This is a genomic window from Dorea sp. 210702-DFI.3.125 (genome assembly GCF_020560945.1).
In the GTDB taxonomy this organism is placed as follows: domain Bacteria; phylum Bacillota; class Clostridia; order Lachnospirales; family Lachnospiraceae; genus Dorea; species Dorea formicigenerans.
Genome location: NZ_JAJCNF010000044.1, coordinates 1 through 15,497 on the forward strand (window position 1 = coordinate 1; position 15,497 = coordinate 15,497).

At 44.1% G+C, this 15,497-nt stretch carries 15 protein-coding genes and 1 tRNA gene; 15 read left to right on the top strand and 1 reads right to left on the bottom strand.

The features are described from left to right. Positions 1-180: 180 nt before the first annotated feature. From LI164_RS14740 to LI164_RS14755, 4 genes are all read left to right on the top strand, one after another. Positions 181-879 (top strand): ABC transporter ATP-binding protein, encoded by a 699-nt coding sequence (locus LI164_RS14740; protein ID WP_227087332.1) that lies wholly within the window; start codon positions 181-183, stop codon positions 877-879. A 12-nt stretch (positions 880-891) separates the two neighbouring features. Continuing rightward, the gene (locus LI164_RS14745; protein WP_227087333.1) at positions 892-3,255 is read left to right on the top strand and encodes an FtsX-like permease family protein; all 2,364 of its coding nucleotides are present in this window, start codon (positions 892-894) and stop codon (positions 3,253-3,255) included. A gap of 80 nt (positions 3,256-3,335) precedes the next feature. After that, positions 3,336-5,384 carry a hypothetical protein gene (locus tag LI164_RS14750; RefSeq protein ID WP_227087334.1) on the top strand — a complete coding sequence of 683 codons (2,049 nt, stop codon included), beginning with the start codon at positions 3,336-3,338 and terminating at the stop codon, positions 5,382-5,384. 249 nt (positions 5,385-5,633) lie between these two features. Then, the gene (locus LI164_RS14755) at positions 5,634-7,871 is read left to right on the top strand and encodes a UvrD-helicase domain-containing protein (protein WP_173794298.1); all 2,238 of its coding nucleotides are present in this window, start codon (positions 5,634-5,636) and stop codon (positions 7,869-7,871) included. 84 nt (positions 7,872-7,955) lie between these two features. Here the strand turns inward: LI164_RS14755 and LI164_RS14760 are convergent, their stop codons facing one another. After that, entirely contained in the window at positions 7,956-8,321 is a 366-nt protein-coding gene (locus tag LI164_RS14760) for a VOC family protein (protein ID WP_005332140.1), read from the bottom strand. Positions 8,322-8,518: 197 nt separating this feature from the next. Here LI164_RS14760 and tsaE point away from each other — a divergent pair, with 197 nt between their 5' ends. The 11 genes from tsaE (at position 8,519) to LI164_RS14815 (ending at position 15,445) form a co-directional block, all read left to right on the top strand. Then, positions 8,519-8,950, top strand: a complete 432-nt coding sequence (gene tsaE, locus LI164_RS14765) for a tRNA (adenosine(37)-N6)-threonylcarbamoyltransferase complex ATPase subunit type 1 TsaE (protein ID WP_022279595.1) — start codon at positions 8,519-8,521, stop codon at positions 8,948-8,950. Further along, a complete protein-coding gene (gene tsaB, locus LI164_RS14770) occupies positions 8,938-9,684 on the top strand; it encodes a tRNA (adenosine(37)-N6)-threonylcarbamoyltransferase complex dimerization subunit type 1 TsaB (protein ID WP_029732170.1) in 747 nt (248 codons plus the stop codon). The genes tsaE and tsaB overlap by 13 nt, the downstream gene beginning before the upstream one ends. Before the next feature lie 99 nt (positions 9,685-9,783). Beyond that, a complete protein-coding gene (locus LI164_RS14775; RefSeq protein WP_040015409.1) occupies positions 9,784-10,809 on the top strand; it encodes a low specificity L-threonine aldolase in 1,026 nt (341 codons plus the stop codon). Between the two features lie 89 nt (positions 10,810-10,898). Beyond that, positions 10,899-11,417: a ribosomal protein S18-alanine N-acetyltransferase gene (gene rimI, locus LI164_RS14780; protein ID WP_119210539.1), complete on the top strand. Its 519-nt coding sequence runs from the start codon at positions 10,899-10,901 to the stop codon at positions 11,415-11,417. Between the two features lie 35 nt (positions 11,418-11,452). Beyond that, positions 11,453-11,635, top strand: coding sequence for a hypothetical protein (locus LI164_RS14785; protein WP_227087335.1), 183 nt, complete (start codon positions 11,453-11,455; stop codon positions 11,633-11,635). Beyond that, positions 11,611-11,838, top strand: a complete 228-nt coding sequence (locus tag LI164_RS14790) for a hypothetical protein (protein ID WP_005332133.1) — start codon at positions 11,611-11,613, stop codon at positions 11,836-11,838. Before LI164_RS14785 ends, LI164_RS14790 begins: the two co-directional genes overlap by 25 nt. 98 nt (positions 11,839-11,936) lie before the next feature. Then, positions 11,937-12,845, top strand: coding sequence for a ribonuclease Z (locus tag LI164_RS14795; RefSeq protein WP_005332132.1), 909 nt, complete (start codon positions 11,937-11,939; stop codon positions 12,843-12,845). A 34-nt stretch (positions 12,846-12,879) separates the two neighbouring features. Beyond that, positions 12,880-13,902, top strand: a complete 1,023-nt coding sequence (gene tsaD / locus LI164_RS14800; protein WP_005332131.1) for a tRNA (adenosine(37)-N6)-threonylcarbamoyltransferase complex transferase subunit TsaD — start codon at positions 12,880-12,882, stop codon at positions 13,900-13,902. Between the two features lie 84 nt (positions 13,903-13,986). Continuing rightward, on the top strand, positions 13,987-14,715 hold the full coding sequence (gene ispD, locus LI164_RS14805; protein WP_117682590.1) for a 2-C-methyl-D-erythritol 4-phosphate cytidylyltransferase: 729 nt from the start codon (positions 13,987-13,989) through the stop codon (positions 14,713-14,715). 124 nt (positions 14,716-14,839) lie between these two features. Continuing rightward, positions 14,840-14,925 (top strand) — tRNA-Ser (locus LI164_RS14810). Between the two features lie 55 nt (positions 14,926-14,980). Beyond that, complete coding sequence (locus LI164_RS14815) at positions 14,981-15,445, top strand: DUF2752 domain-containing protein (RefSeq protein ID WP_117607050.1); 465 nt, start codon at positions 14,981-14,983, stop codon at positions 15,443-15,445. Positions 15,446-15,497: the final 52 nt, after the last annotated feature.

The following is a 15,497-nucleotide window of genomic DNA, read 5'->3' on the forward strand; positions in this document are numbered from 1 at the left end:
AAGTATGTCATGCAATTGCATGACGCGCACCTCGCAGCAAGAATGCCGAGGCATTTTTGAATTATTGATAAAAGTTCTCAATAGGCGCACCGTTTTTTCAGGCCTTTCTATTTCTGCATTTTGATTCTGTGGTAAAATGTAGTTGCATTAAACTAACTACAGGGAGTGAGGAAACAATATATGTTTATTGAGATCAATAATCTGAAAAAGAGTTTTGGCAGTGATTCGAACCGTGTGGAAGTGCTGCGGGGTGTGGATTTTTCTATAGAGAAGGGTGACATTTGTGTATTACTTGGACCGTCTGGTTCGGGAAAGTCTACACTGTTAAATATTATCGGTGGAATTGATGATGCGGATGCGGGATACATTTCCATCGGAGGTGAGCGCATGGCCGATATGAATGAGAAAAAACTGACGGCATATCGGAGAAAGCATCTGGGCTATGTGTTTCAGATGTACAATCTGATTCCGAATCTGACTGTCCGGGAAAATATTGAGGTTGGGGCTTATCTAAGTGACAGACCGCTGGATGTTGATGAATTGTTACAGACGCTGGGACTTTATGAACACAGGAAAAAGTTACCGAACCAGTTGTCGGGCGGGCAGCAGCAGAGAACGGCAATCGGAAGGGCAATTGTCAAAAATCCGGATATTTTGCTCTGCGATGAGCCGACGGGAGCTTTGGATTATAACACGTCCAAGGATATTCTGGAGCTGATCGAGCGTGTCAACCAGAAGTACGGTAACACGATCATTATGGTCACACACAATGACGCAATCAAAGACATGGCGGACATCGTGATTCGTCTCCGTGACGGTGCGGTGAGAAAAAGTTACCGCAATGAGAAGAAGATTCCGGCGAGAGAGTTGGATTGGTAAGGAGGACGCGTGATGAGAAGCCCGTTAAATAAACGTCTGTTCCGGGAGCTTCGTGGAGAATTTGGAAAATATCTGGTCATTTTTATTTTGATGACGCTGACGATTGGAATGGTATCAGGATTTCTGGTGGCCGATGGAAGCATGATCCAGGCGTACGAGGAAAGCTTTGAGAAATATAACATTGAAAATGGACATTTCCGGACAGAAAAGAAAATGAACAATGCTCAGATTCAGGATATCGAACATCTGGGCATCAAATTGTACGAGAATTATTATGTAGAGGAAGCTTTGACAAATGGAAGTACAATGCGCATTTTCAAGAATCGTGATGAGGTCAATAAGGTGTGCCTGATGAAGGGGAAAATGCCTGAAAAACCGGGAGAAATCGGTATTGACCGTATGTATGCAGACAATAATGATCTGAGCGTGGGTGATGAGATTGAAAGCGACGGAAATACATGGAAGATTACCGGTCTTGTGGCGCTTTCAGATTACAGCGCCTTGTTTTCCAATAATAATGATTCCATGTTTGACTCGGTAAAATTTGGCGTGTCGGTAGTGTGTCCAGAGGAGTTCGACAGCTACAAGGCCGATCAGTTGAATTACAGCTACGCATGGAAATACAATACTGAGCCAAAAAATGAAAAGGCAGAAAAAGACATTTCGGAAGATCTGATGGAAGATGTGGCAAAAGAAGTGACACTGGAAGAATTTGTCCCAAGATACACGAACCAGGCAATCATTTTCACTGGGGATGATATGGGCGGTGACCGTTCGATGATGATCGTGCTTCTTTATATCATCATCGTGATCATGGCATTTGTCTTTGCAATCACTACCAGCAACACGATCCGAAAAGAGGCAAATGTAATCGGCACCTTGCGGGCATCCGGCTATACAAGAGGTGAACTGATCCGGCATTACATGGCAGCCCCGGTATTTGTCACATTTATCGGAGCAATTATTGGAAATATTATCGGCTATACGGTAGGAAAAGATTATTGCGCGGGACTTTACTATGGAAGCTACAGCCTGCCGACCTACGTGACCATCTGGAACGCGGAAGCATTTCTTCTGACAACGGTAGTGCCGATCCTCATTATGCTTGTGGTGAATTCTGTGTTGCTGTGGTACAAATTAAAACTATCGCCATTGAAGTTCCTGAGAAGGGACTTAAGCAGACATAAACAGAAACATGCATTGCCGTTGAGTGAGCATCTTGGCTTTTTCCACAGATTCCGGGTACGTGTGATCCTTCAGAATATGAGTAACTACGCAGTATTGTTTGTGGGAATTATTTTTGCAAATATGTTGTTGATGTTCGGACTGATGCTTCCATCTGTGCTGGACCATTATCAAGTGGAAATGGAAAATGGCATGCTCAGCAAATATCAGTACATGCTGCAGATGCCGGCGAGCATGGCAGGTGGAGACAGTAAGCTTGAGCAGATGGTGTCCATGATGATGTTCAGTCAGGCAGTAGAGACAGAAAATCCGGATGCAGAAAAATTCAGCGCCTATTCACTGAGCACCCTTCCTGGAAAATATAAGAGTGAGGAAATTATCCTCTACGGTGTGGAAAACAATAGCAAATATATCAACATTAAGTGGAAAACATCAGATTCCGCATCTGATACAGATGTGAAAAATGTGGAGAATATCCCTGAGGTATACCTCTCCTCCGGCTATGCAGAAAAATTTAGTCTGAAAAAAGGTGACACAATTACTTTAAAGGAAAAGTATGAAAATAAAAAATACAAGTTTAAAGTTGCAGGTGTATATGATTACGTAGGTTCACTCTCCATATTTATGCCAATACAGGAACTCAACAAAACATTTGATATGGACAAAGACAGCTTCAGCGGATATTTCTCTGATTCTGAAATTACGGATATTGATGAAAAATATATCGGTTCCACCATTGATGTTGAGGATCTGACCAAGATTTCCAGACAGCTCGACGTGTCCATGGGAAGTATGATGAATCTGATGGACGGATTTTCCGTGATCATTTTCCTCGTATTGATTTATCTCCTGTCCAAGATCATCATCGAAAAAAATGCGCAGTCTATTTCCATGGCAAAAATCCTGGGATATACAAACGGCGAAATCAGCCGGCTGTACATTATGTCCACGTCTATTGTGGTTGTGCTGTTCATCTTGATCAGCCTGCCATTGGAGCTGGAAATCATGCAGATTCTGTTCCGGGAAATGATGTTGACAAGCATTACCGGCTGGATCACATTTTACATAGATCCGAAGATTTTCGTGGAAATGTTTGTGGTCGGCGTGGCGGCATATGCCGTTGTGGCAGCAATTGAATATCGAAGGATCCGAAAAGTTCCAATGGATGAAGCGTTGAAAAATGTAGAATAGAGATTCGTAGAAATCTTGAAACAGTATGCTGGAAAATGAATAAGGAATGTTAGAAAGATGAGAATCAGAAGGAGGAGAATATGAAACGACCAGTTGTAATGATATTATTAGCAGGTGCGCTGACGTTGTCTATGATAGCGCCGTCAGCACTCCCGGCAGTGGCAGGCAATGTAAGCGTCGTACACGCGGCAGCAAAGATATCCACTACCTCGCCGGCAGAGACATCCAATGACGCGGCAGTAAAGGCATCCAATGACGCGGCAGTAAAGACATCCAGTGACGTGACAGCAGAGACATCCAATGACGAGGATGCAGGTGAATGGAAAGATAAGACAGAAACAGTTTATGTCGATGCAAATGCAGACGGTTCAGTTAAGAAGATTACGGTCAAAGACTGGCTGCGCCGGAATGGTGACGGTGAGATCATCGATTTTTCCAATTTGAAAGACATCAAAAACACGGAAGGAGACGAAGAATATACGCAAAATGCAGACGGAACTATCACATGGGAGAATAAAGGGGAAGACATTTCCTATGAAGGTACTTCCAATCAGCAGCTTCCGGTGACTACAAAAGTAACCTATTATCTGGACGGCAAGGAAATCAAGCCGGAAGATCTGGCAGGAAAAAGCGGCAAGGTGAAAATTCGGTTTGACTATACGAATAATGAGAGCCGGACGGTGAATATCAATGGTAAAGACGTAGAGGTAAAAGTTCCATTTCTTGCAGCATCCGTGCTCATGCTTCCTGGGGATAAGTTTAAAAATGTGAAAGTTTCCGGTGGAAAAGTCATGGCAGACCAGGATCAGAGCATTGTGATCGGAACCGCATTTCCAGGACTTGCAGACAGTTTGGAGTTGAAAGATTACGAGGCAACAAAAGATATTGACCTGAAAGACTATGTGGAAATAACCGCGGATGTGGAAAACTTTGAACTGGATTTCACAGCGACTGCAATTTCCACATGTGGGCTTAGCGATATGAAGGACGGTGACCTTGACGATGTCAATGACATGATTGATGGCGTAAAAGAAATGACCGATGCTTCCGATGAACTGGTGGAAGCCATGGGACAATTGAGCACCGGAGCCGGAACACTGCAGGATTATTTAAGTCAGTATACAAGCGGCGTTTCCCAGGTGGATGCGGGAGCACAGGCACTGGAGGAAGGTTTGAGTGAACTGGATGAACAAGTAACTACACTTATGGGCAGCTTAAGCGCAGCAGGCAGTGATGATACGACTGCGCAGGCAGTTACACAGATTCAGAAAGATCTTGGAATATTGCAGCAGGAGCTTGGAAGCGTCACAACACTGGCGGAGTATGTAAATACAATCCGTGAGAATGTAACCACTGCCAAGAGCGAACTGGATAAAATCAACGTTACAGATTTGGAGACAGAAGCGTCGAATCAGGCGAAAGAAAAAGCAAAAAATGCAGTAAATACAGCAATTTCCGAAACGAAAGCATCTACAAAGAAGGATGTCATGGATCGTTTAAAAGAAACAGAAAGTTATAAATCGCTGACATCGGAACAACAAGAAGAATTGGAAAATGCAGTAAATACAGCCAGTGGTACATCAAGTTCAGCTGAAAAAGAATGTGACAGCATGAATATTTCCCTTACGAATGCGTCTGGCGCTAAGACAGCGATAGACCAGGCGGTAAATGCGCTGGCAGAAGTAAAGGCCATGCAGGTGGACACGACTACAGCCCAGAAGGCTCTTGCGGATTTAGTGACTCAGTTTACGGCTTTATCTAACAGCCTTTCTGACATGCCGGATATGGCCGAAATCGGCGGCAAACTCCAGTCAGCCATCAGCCAGCTTGCCCAGGGGGCGGCTACACTCAGCACCGGAACAAGCCAGTTAAGCTCCGTTGGTACACAGCTTAACACGGGCGCAGGAACACTCGCCCAGGGCGCCAGCCTTCTGGAAGCCGGAATGAAGACATTCGACGAAGAAGGAATTGAAAAACTGGGAGACCTTGCAGGAAATGACCTTGCAAATGTTCTGAATCATTTCAAGGCAGTAAAAGAGGCAGAAAAGACATACACCAACTATGGCGGGATCAGAGAAGGCGCAAACGGAAGCGTCAAGTTCATCGTAGAAACAGCAGAAATTAAATAACGGATGGGAGATGTTCTTCCAACATTGATTCAATTGAGGGGCGTGTGAAAAAAACGAGAGTTTTTTCATGCGTCCTTTCTTTTTTTGGGGGACTATTCTTTTTTTACAGCCCCTCGATTTTTAGAAATGATTTTTAAAAATTGTGTCAGAAAAAACAATTATCGTCAAAATATACCATGATTTTTCCATGATTTCCAAGCGAGAAAAGTGGATATATTTTGCCGATAATGCTATGATAATTCAGTTACAATGATTAAAATTGGAGGATTGATTGTGAGTAAAGGAAGTGAATTTCTGCCGGAGGTACTTGGACTGATAGAAAAACGTCTGGGAGAGATTGATGAAAATATACAGGCGGTACGCCAGGACATTAACAGTATGAATGAATATTACTGGGATAATTACACGGAAATGGACCAGTATGGATATGAGGACTATGACAATCAGCAGGCGCTGAAAATGCAGGTGAATGCCAATCAGGAGAACTGGAAAATGCGCCGGCGTCTGAAACGTATGCTGGATGCACCATTTTTCGGAAGTGTAGAATTCGTCTATGACGGAGAAGACGAGCCGGAAGATTTTTACATCGGAATCGGAAATTTTGCAAGAGAGCGTGGCGCATTGCCGCTCATTTACGATTGGAGAGCCCCGGTCAGCAGTCTGTTCTATGACTACGACAAAGGCGAGGCGTCCTACGAAGCGCCGGGCGGGCGCATGGACGGAGAAATTCTGTCCAAATGGCAGTACAAAATCCGTGGCGGCAAGATGATCTATGAATTTGAGAGTGATGTGAAGATTGACGATGACATTTTAAAGCAGGAACTTGGCGCCAACAGCGACACGAAACTGAAAAATATTGTGCGTACAATCCAGAAGGAACAAAATGCAATTATCCGCAACACGAAGGACAAGATTCTGGCTATTCAAGGTGTGGCAGGAAGTGGCAAGACGTCCGTTGCGCTACATCGGATTGCCTATCTTTTGTATCATGACAGAGAGCATCTGAATTCATCAAATATCCTGATCCTCTCGCCAGGCGGCGTGTTTGCCGACTACATTTCCCATATTCTTCCTGAACTTGGCGAGGAAAATATACAGGAAATGAGTTTTGATCTGTTTGCATATCATGAACTCAGGAGAAATACTGCAACGCAGGGAAATGTGATATATGGAAATGCTGGCAATCAGGAAAATGCGATATATGGAAATGCTGTGAATCAGGAAAATGCGATATATAGAAATAAAAATAGAGATCAAGGCGGAAATCAAGGAAAAAATCCAAGTAGAAATTCCAAAAGTAGTTCGGCCGGGACTGGTTGGAATAGCAAAATGATAGCCGCTGACTGTGAAGACAAGTATCATCAAATCGAGCGTGAAATCGCAGGAGTGGATGATGCAGATCAAAAACGTTACGAATGGAAGCAGTCCGTGGAATATGTTCAGGCAATCGAAGGCTTTCTGATCGAGCTGGAAGACCGGCTGGTAGATTTTGAAGATGTAGAATTCAAGGGCATTCGCAAAAGTGCCAGCGAAATCATGGAATTTTTTTATGAAAAATATACCGGTACACCACTTTTAGATAGAATGGGCGCGGTCATGGATTATTTTATCGACGAAGTCGAAACCTTACGCGGACGCAGCCTAAACGACGAAGAACAAGAAATCATTTGCAGAAAATTCATGAATATGTACGTAACCAGAGACATTTGTCAAATATACAACTGGTTCCTGGAAGACTACGGATTCCCGGCACTTCCGGACATGCCGCCAGAGCGCCGCGTACTGGAATACGAAGACGTTTACCCGATTCTCTATCTAAAATACAGCCTGACGGCAGCCGGCCAGCGCAAGAACATCCGCCATCTCGTCATTGATGAGATGCAGGATTACTCCTATTTACAGTACGTACTTCTCGCGAAAATGTTTTCATGCAACATGACAATACTGGGCGACAAAGCACAGACCATCGCCGGAAAACAACAAGACGTTCTCACATTTTTACCAAAAATATTTGGAAAAAAAGTCAAACGTATCGTCATGAACAAAAGCTACCGCAACACAAGCGAAATCGCAGAATACGCCAAATCCGTCGGCGGATCCAAAGACATCCAGTATGTAGCAAGACACGGAAAAGCAGTCGAAAGACATACCATAAAAACACTGGAAAAAACATGTAAAGAAATCAGCGGAAAATTGAAATTAAGAGAAGAAGAATACGAAACAGCAGCAATCCTCACCATGACAGAAAAAGAAGCAGAACATATTCAAGAAATCATGCATAAACTAGGTGCAGAATCACACTACATCAACCGCGACAGCGCACAATTCAAAAAAGGCCTGACCGTAACCACCTACTATCTGGCAAAAGGCTTAGAATTCGACCAAGTATTTATTGTAGGCGGCGACCGTAACAACAAAATGTACCAAGGATATCAATACATCTGCGCAACAAGAGCACTACACGAATTGTATGTGTATGATGCATAATTTTAATTGGGGACGGGGTTTTTTCAAAAAAACCCCGTCCCCAATTAAAATTTAACCTGTCCCTTTTTGAATTGTCTTAATTGTCTACTGTGGACAGATTTCTACCCAGTAGCCGTCAGGATCATTGATGAAATAAATTCCCATGTCCGGGTTTTCGAAACACACGCAATCCATTTCTTTGTGAAGTGCCAGGGCAGCGTCCATGTCATCGACATGGAATGCCAGATGAGATTCGTTATCTCCGAGATCATACGGGCGGTCCATGTCGCGAAGCCATGTCAGCTCCAGTGAATGTGGTGTTGTGCCGTCTCCGAGATAGACGAGTTTGAAGCTTCCGTCCGGTGCATGGAATTCTTTTGTAACTTCAAGTCCGAGAGCTTTTTTGTAAAACTCTACAGATTTGTCCAGATCCAGGACGTTGATGTTATTGTGAAAAAATGTAAATTTCATAGTGATATCCTCCTGTGAAAATATAATTTGAATCTGTATTGTCTATAATATATCACTTACACAACACCTATGGCAAGGAAATGAAAGATATGCTATACTTAAATCTTGGTAGAGCGTTACTGTTTGCTGAAATATTGTAGATGGTAACATTGGTAGCCCTCGTATAAAATTTTGCTTTGCAAAAGGAGGACATGATGATGGAAAAAATCATAGAGTCAAATAAAGAACAAGATACTTATGACCTGGGATATGAACTGGGGCAGCATGCGAAGCCGGGGCAAGTGTTCACGCTTGTCGGTGATCTGGGCGTAGGAAAGACCGTATTTACAAAAGGACTGGCCGCCGGACTTGGCATTACAGAGCCGGTCAGCAGCCCGACATTTACAATTGTGCAGGTGTATGATGAAGGGCGCCTGCCGTTCTATCATTTTGATGTTTACCGGATCGGTGATGTGGAAGAGATGGACGAGATCGGTTATGAGGATTATGTCTACGGCGAAGGGGTCAGCTTGATCGAGTGGGCGAATCTGATCGAGGAAATATTGCCGGAACACTTCACCGAGATTAAGATAGAAAAGAATTTGGAAAAAGGATTTGATTATCGGAGGATAAGTATATGCGAATTTTAGCACTGGACAGCTCCGGCCTTGTAGCCAGCGTAGCTGTTGTTGAAAAGATAGAAGAAGAGGAACAGGTGATTGCGGAATATACAGTGAACTATAAGAAGACACACTCACAGACGCTGCTCCCGATGCTGGACACAGTATCCGACATGATCGAGCTTGACCTGAAAACAATCGACGCCATCGCAGTTGCCGGCGGACCGGGTTCATTTACCGGGCTTCGCATCGGCTCCGCCACAGCGAAAGGTCTGGGACTTGCCATGAACAAGCCGTTGATCCACATCCCGACGTTGGAAGGACTGGCGTACAATCTGTGCGGAACAGACGCCATCGTGTGCCCAATCATGGATGCGCGCCGCGGACAGGTCTACACCGGAATTTACGAGTTTTGTGGAAATGAATTGGTTGTCCTGGAAGATCAGATGGCGATCAGCATCGAAGAATTAGGCGACCATTTGAAAAAATATGACAAACGCATCATTTTCCTGGGAGATGGTGTGCCGGTATTTCGTGCGAGATTGACAGACGAGATTCTGACAGAAGAAATAAAAGCAGGCAGAGACATTCAGTTTGCACCGGCCAACATGAACCGTCAAAGAGCAGCATCAGTAGGAACATTAGGACTTCGTTACTATGCTGCCGGAAAGACAGAGACTGCCATGGAACACGAGCCGGATTATCTGCGCCTGTCACAGGCAGAACGCGAACGCAAGGAGCGCGAAGCGAAATCTATACAGTAAAAATGTATCAAAAACCCCGCGGGGCGTAAGCATAAGCAGATATGTTGAAAACCCGTGCAACTATAATATAGAAAAAGCAACATGAGAGGTATCGAAGAAATGATTCAGTTTCAGTGTGATTATGAGGAAGGCGCATGCCCACAGATTTTGGAACGTCTGATGGCGACGAATCTGGAGCAGACGGTTGGATATAGTGAAGATGAATATTGCAAGCAGGCAAGAGAAAAGATCAAAAAAGCCTGTGATGCACCAGAGGCAGATGTACATTTCCTGGTAGGAGGGACCCAGACGAACTATGTAGTGATCCGCTCAATCCTCCGCCCGTATCAAGGCGTAATTTCAGCAGTGACCGGTCATATCAACGTGCATGAAACGGGCGCGGTCGAAGCAACTGGACACAAAGTCCTGGCACTTCCAAGCAAAGACGGAAAAATCACAGCATCACAGGTGCGCGCATATTACGATGCACACTGGAATGACGCAGATCATGAGCACATCGTACAGCCGGGCATGGTCTACATTTCCCATCCGACGGAAAATGGAACAATTTACAGCAAGTCTGAATTACAGGAACTTTACGCAACCTGTAAAGAACTTGGTCTGCCATTATTCATGGACGGAGCAAGAATGGGATATGGATTAATGTCTGAAAAATCAGACATGACACTGGCAGATATTGCAGCAAATACAGATGTATTTTATATTGGGGGAACGAAGGTAGGAGCACTTTTCGGCGAGGCAGTCGTAATCACAAAATCCGCTCTTAAGAAAGATTTTCGTTACTGCATGAAGCAGAGTGGAGCAATGTTGGCCAAAGGACGTCTTCTGGGAATCCAGTTTGATACATTGTTTACAGACGATTTATATTTCAAAATTGCAGCTCACGCAGACAAATTAGCTATGAAGTTAAAAAATGCATTTCTTGAAAAAGGATATAAAATGTATTTTGATTCTTACACGAACCAGCAGTATCCGATCTTGTCAAAGAAAGACCGCGAAAAATTAGCACAGAAATATCAGTTTAGTTTTTGGGAACAGATAGATGAAGACTATGCGGCAGTGCGCTTCTGCACAAGTTGGGCAACAAGTGAAGAAGCAATAGACGAGCTGATCCAGGATATTTAAGAAGCTATAATAAGATGGAGCCTAGAAGCAATATAGAAAAACCAAAAGATAGAAAAGTCAAAAGACAGAAAAATCAAAAGACAGAAGATATGGAAATAATAGAAATTAAAAAAGACCAACAGCAATATATTTCTGAGATTGCAGCGCTGGAATCCGATATCTTTCCGGATCCATGGAGTGAAAAAAGTATCAGGGATACGCTTGAAAATCCTCAGGCACGGATTTGGGCTATTATAAGCAGACAAGCGCCGCCATGCTCCTGCGCTTCAACGGCGCCGGAGCATGCAGGCAAGCCACAACTCCTTGGCTATGTGATTTTTTATTATGTGTTAGATGAGGGAGAAATCGCCAGAATTGCGACATCTCCGCAACATCGCCGGCAGGGGGTGGCTGTAAGACTTCTTGAAAAAATGCGTGCATTTAGTTACGAGCAGAATATTACAAGATGGCTGCTGGATGTTCGTATTTCCAATGAAACAGCAATACATTTTTACAAGGCAGCAGGATTTGCCAAAGACGGTGTGCGAAAGAATTTCTATGCAAACCCGCCGGAAGATGCTATACTTATGAGTTGTGAAGTCGAAACTTCAGGCAGCGACCGAGCCTGAAGCCTGTCCAAAAGCCAGGCGCGGCTGCATGAAAAATGAAGTTGGAAATGAACTGGCAGATGCTCCAACACTTCCCACTGGGAAATGCACATCTGACCAGATATAATATAGGCGTAATGAATCAATCCGGTGCCCGGGTGTCAGATATCACACATTTTCCACACAGGCACACCAGACTTCAAGGAGGAATTGTATGCGCCAGTATCATACAACTGTAAAAGAAACAAAAGAAATCGACAAGATCATCTGCAACCGCTGTGGCAGAAGTATTCCGGTAATCCAAGGGGTTCCCCGCGAGGACGTACTGGAAGTATCCAAGCGCTGGGGCTATTTCTCGGAAAAAGACAACCGGCTGGATGAATTTGACCTCTGCGAGCAGTGCTACGATGAAATTATAAGCGAATTTAAAATAAAAATCTGATTCAGAGTCTGCACGAATATCCGGACGCTGAAGAAAATCAAAAACAAGCGGACCGGCAGGACATTTGCCTGACGGCTCTGGATAAGAGGTAAAAAAATATGTTAGACGTATGTTTGTTGGGAACGGGCGGCATGATGCCCCTCCCGTACCGCTGGCTCACCTCGCTTCTGGTGAGATATAACGGCAGCAGTCTTCTAATTGACTGCGGAGAAGGTACGCAGATTGCAATAAAAGAAAAAGGCTGGAGTTTCAAACCCATCGATGTGATTTGCTTCACACATTACCACGGCGACCACATCAGCGGACTCCCGGGCCTGCTCCTGACTATGGGAAATGCGGACCGCACGGAACCGTTGACTCTGATTGGACCGAAAGGACTGGAGCGGGTAGTCAACTCACTTCGCGTTATTGCGCCGGAACTGCCATTTCAGATAAAATACATCGAAATCACACAGCCGGAGCAGATATTTGAGATGAATGGCTATCGCCTGAAAGCATTTCGCGTAAATCATAACGTCACTTGCTATGGCTACACGATGGAAATCGACCGCGCCGGGAAGTTCGACGTGGATCGTGCAAATGAAGCGGCAATTCCGCAGAAGTTCTGGGGCAGTCTGCAAAAAGGTGAAAATGTCCAGGACGGAGACAATTTATACACACCGGACATGGTTCTTGGACCTGCGCGAAAAGGAATTAAACTGACATACTGTACAGACACGAGACCGACGGACTCTATCCGCAACAACGCGAAAGGTTCCGATCTATTTATCTGTGAAGGAATGTACGGTGAGAAGGATAAGCTGAAAAAAGCAAAAGAATACAAGCATATGACATTTTACGAGGCAGCGCAGCTTGCAAAAGAAGCAGAAGTCGCAGAAATGTGGCTGACGCATTATAGTCCGTCGCTGACGCACCCGGAAGAATATATGGACGAGGTGAAGAAAATCTTCCCGAATTCCATAGCAGCAAAAGATAAACGAACGGTAGAACTGACATTTTCAGATTAATGAAAATGAATTCAGAAGATTGAAGGGATAGAATATGAAGGAAGATGTATTGATTCTTGCAATTGAAAGCTCCTGTGATGAGACGGCAGCAGCAGTCGTAAAGAACGGAAGAGAAGTTCTTTCAAATGTAATCTCTTCCCAAATCGCACTGCATACTCTCTACGGAGGTGTTGTGCCGGAGATTGCATCAAGAAAGCATATAGAGAAGATAAATCAGGTCGTACAGGCGGCTCTTGATGAGGCAAATGTTACATTAGACGATATTACTGCCATCGGAGTTACTTACGGACCGGGGCTTGTAGGCGCACTTCTGGTCGGTGTAGCAGAGGCAAAAGCCATCGCATATGCAGCAAAGAAACCATTAGTCGGAGTGCATCATATTGAAGGTCACATTGCAGCAAATTTCATTGAGCACAAAGATCTGGAACCGCCATTTTTCTCACTGGTCGTTTCAGGAGGACACACACATCTTGTGCGAGTCAAAGATTATGGCAAATTTGACATTATCGGACGCACAAGAGACGATGCGGCAGGAGAAGCATTTGATAAAGTCGCACGCGCAATCGGACTTGGGTACCCGGGCGGACCAAAGATTGATAAAGTATCCAAAGAAGGAAACCCAGAAGCCATTGCATTTCCACGCGCACACGTTGAAGATGCACCATATGACTTTAGCTTCAGTGGTCTGAAATCCGCAGTTCTGAACTATATCAACGGCTGCCAGATGAAAGGAATCGAATACAACCAGGCAGATATTGCGGCATCGTTCCAGAAAGCCGTGACAGATGTTCTTGTGGCAAATGCGATGCATGCAGTGGAAGAATTTCATGTGGACAAGCTGGCGATTGCCGGTGGTGTTGCATCCAACAGCGCACTTCGCGCAGCCATGAAAGAGGCGTGCGAAAAGAGAGGGGTAGAATTCTATTATCCGTCTCCGATTTTCTGTACCGACAATGCAGCAATGATTGGCGTGGCAGCTTACTATGAGTATATCAACGGCACAAGAAGCGGATGGGATCTCAATGCAGTGCCGAATCTGAAACTGGGCGAACGGTAGAAGAACCTTAAGGCAATACGTAAAAGCAGATACAGAAATTAAGAATAAGAACGTCAATATAAACGAGGAAAATGAGGGAAATATATGGATAAGAAGAAATGTACGGCAATCGTATTATCTGCCGGTCAGGGGAAACGTATGGGAAGCGCTATACAAAAACAGTATATTGAATTATCCGGAAAACCAATCATTTTTTATACTTTGGATGCATTTCAAAAATCCGCGATCATCGATGATATTGTACTTGTAGTAGGAGAAGGGCAGGAAAACTGGGTCCGTGACGAGATCGTAGAAAAGTATCAGCTTACAAAAGTACGCTCGATCATCCCAGGTGGAAAAGAACGTTATGATTCCGTATGGGCAGGACTACGCGGACTTCATGCTCTCAAAGAACAGCCGGAATACGTATTCATTCATGATGGCGCCAGAATGTTCGTGGACGAGCAGATTCTTACGCGTGGATATGAAAATGTAGAAAAATTCGGCGCTTGTGTAGCCGGAATGCCGAGCAAAGATACGGTCAAACTGGTGGATGAAGATCAGTTTGCAGTGAATACGCCGCCAAGAAAATTAATCTGGGCGGTACAGACTCCACAGATTTTTAAGGCAGATCTCATAGAAAATGCTTATGCAAAGCTGATGGAAGAGGTGCCGGATAATATCACTGACGACGCTATGGTAGTGGAACAGATGATGAAAGTACCGGTTAAATTATATGAAGGCTCTTACGAAAATATCAAGATCACAACACCGGAAGATCTGGAAATCGCAAAAGTATTTCTTGCGAAACGCAAAGAAAAATATCATAAATAGTTTATGCTGGTTCATAAAAAAGGTTCACAAAAAAGAAAAAATATCAAAAATTATTCTTGACAGTGCAATGGGTATATGATATGATAACTATCGTCGCTGACAGAGCGATATCAATTGCATAGATGGAGAGGTATCGAAGTGGTCATAACGAGGCGGTCTTGAAAACCGTTTGTCCGCAAGGGCGCGTGGGTTCGAATCCCACCCTCTCCGTTTCAGGAGTTCCGCAGATGCGGAACTCCTTTTTGCATAACGGGGGACGGAAAAAATGACACAAAAAATAAAACATTACATTTGTGAAAAAGACGGAAGAATCAAGTGGCAGTTCCGCCTGATTTTATCAGCAGCTATATTATCAATAATGCTTGCTGAAAGCCGATTTTTATATTATCATAGTCCTAAAGATACAAAATGGTTGATATGTATTATTTACGCTCTGACTGGTTATTATTGTCCGGGGTGTGGAGCAGGCCGCGCGTGCTATTGCATTTTGCACGGTCAGATTTATCAGGCATTTCGCTATAACCCGTTGCTTGTACTTTTGTTGCCGTGGATAGGCGCATACCTGGCATTATGCGCGTGCCAGTGGCTATTTACAGGCAGAGAAAGCATAAGCCGCCAGATACCGATGTGGATATTATGGACAATATTGGCAGTTATACTGATATACGGAGTTTTGAGAAATGTAAATGCATATCCATTTGTGTTACTATCCCCGACAAGGGTCAGATAAAAGTCCAGCTAATAAATGTCAATAGTTAAATGAGAAAAAAATTATTTTGTTT

Excerpts from the sequence above, each read along its gene's own strand:
- LI164_RS14740 (WP_227087332.1), top strand. The coding sequence starts at position 181 with ATGTTTATTGAGATCAATAATCTGAAAAAGAGTTTTGGCAGTGATTCG.
- LI164_RS14745 (WP_227087333.1), top strand. The coding sequence starts at position 892 with ATGAGAAGCCCGTTAAATAAACGTCTGTTCCGGGAGCTTCGTGGAGAA.
- LI164_RS14750 (WP_227087334.1), top strand. The coding sequence starts at position 3,336 with ATGAAACGACCAGTTGTAATGATATTATTAGCAGGTGCGCTGACGTTG.
- LI164_RS14755 (WP_173794298.1), top strand. The coding sequence starts at position 5,634 with ATGATTAAAATTGGAGGATTGATTGTGAGTAAAGGAAGTGAATTTCTG.
- LI164_RS14760 (WP_005332140.1), bottom strand. The coding sequence starts at position 8,321 with ATGAAATTTACATTTTTTCACAATAACATCAACGTCCTGGATCTGGAC.
- tsaE (WP_022279595.1), top strand. The coding sequence starts at position 8,519 with ATGGAAAAAATCATAGAGTCAAATAAAGAACAAGATACTTATGACCTG.
- tsaB (WP_029732170.1), top strand. The coding sequence starts at position 8,938 with ATGCGAATTTTAGCACTGGACAGCTCCGGCCTTGTAGCCAGCGTAGCT.
- LI164_RS14775 (WP_040015409.1), top strand. The coding sequence starts at position 9,784 with ATGATTCAGTTTCAGTGTGATTATGAGGAAGGCGCATGCCCACAGATT.
- rimI (WP_119210539.1), top strand. The coding sequence starts at position 10,899 with ATGGAAATAATAGAAATTAAAAAAGACCAACAGCAATATATTTCTGAG.
- LI164_RS14785 (WP_227087335.1), top strand. The coding sequence starts at position 11,453 with ATGAAGTTGGAAATGAACTGGCAGATGCTCCAACACTTCCCACTGGGA.
- LI164_RS14790 (WP_005332133.1), top strand. The coding sequence starts at position 11,611 with ATGCGCCAGTATCATACAACTGTAAAAGAAACAAAAGAAATCGACAAG.
- LI164_RS14795 (WP_005332132.1), top strand. The coding sequence starts at position 11,937 with ATGTTAGACGTATGTTTGTTGGGAACGGGCGGCATGATGCCCCTCCCG.
- tsaD (WP_005332131.1), top strand. The coding sequence starts at position 12,880 with ATGAAGGAAGATGTATTGATTCTTGCAATTGAAAGCTCCTGTGATGAG.
- ispD (WP_117682590.1), top strand. The coding sequence starts at position 13,987 with ATGGATAAGAAGAAATGTACGGCAATCGTATTATCTGCCGGTCAGGGG.
- LI164_RS14815 (WP_117607050.1), top strand. The coding sequence starts at position 14,981 with ATGACACAAAAAATAAAACATTACATTTGTGAAAAAGACGGAAGAATC.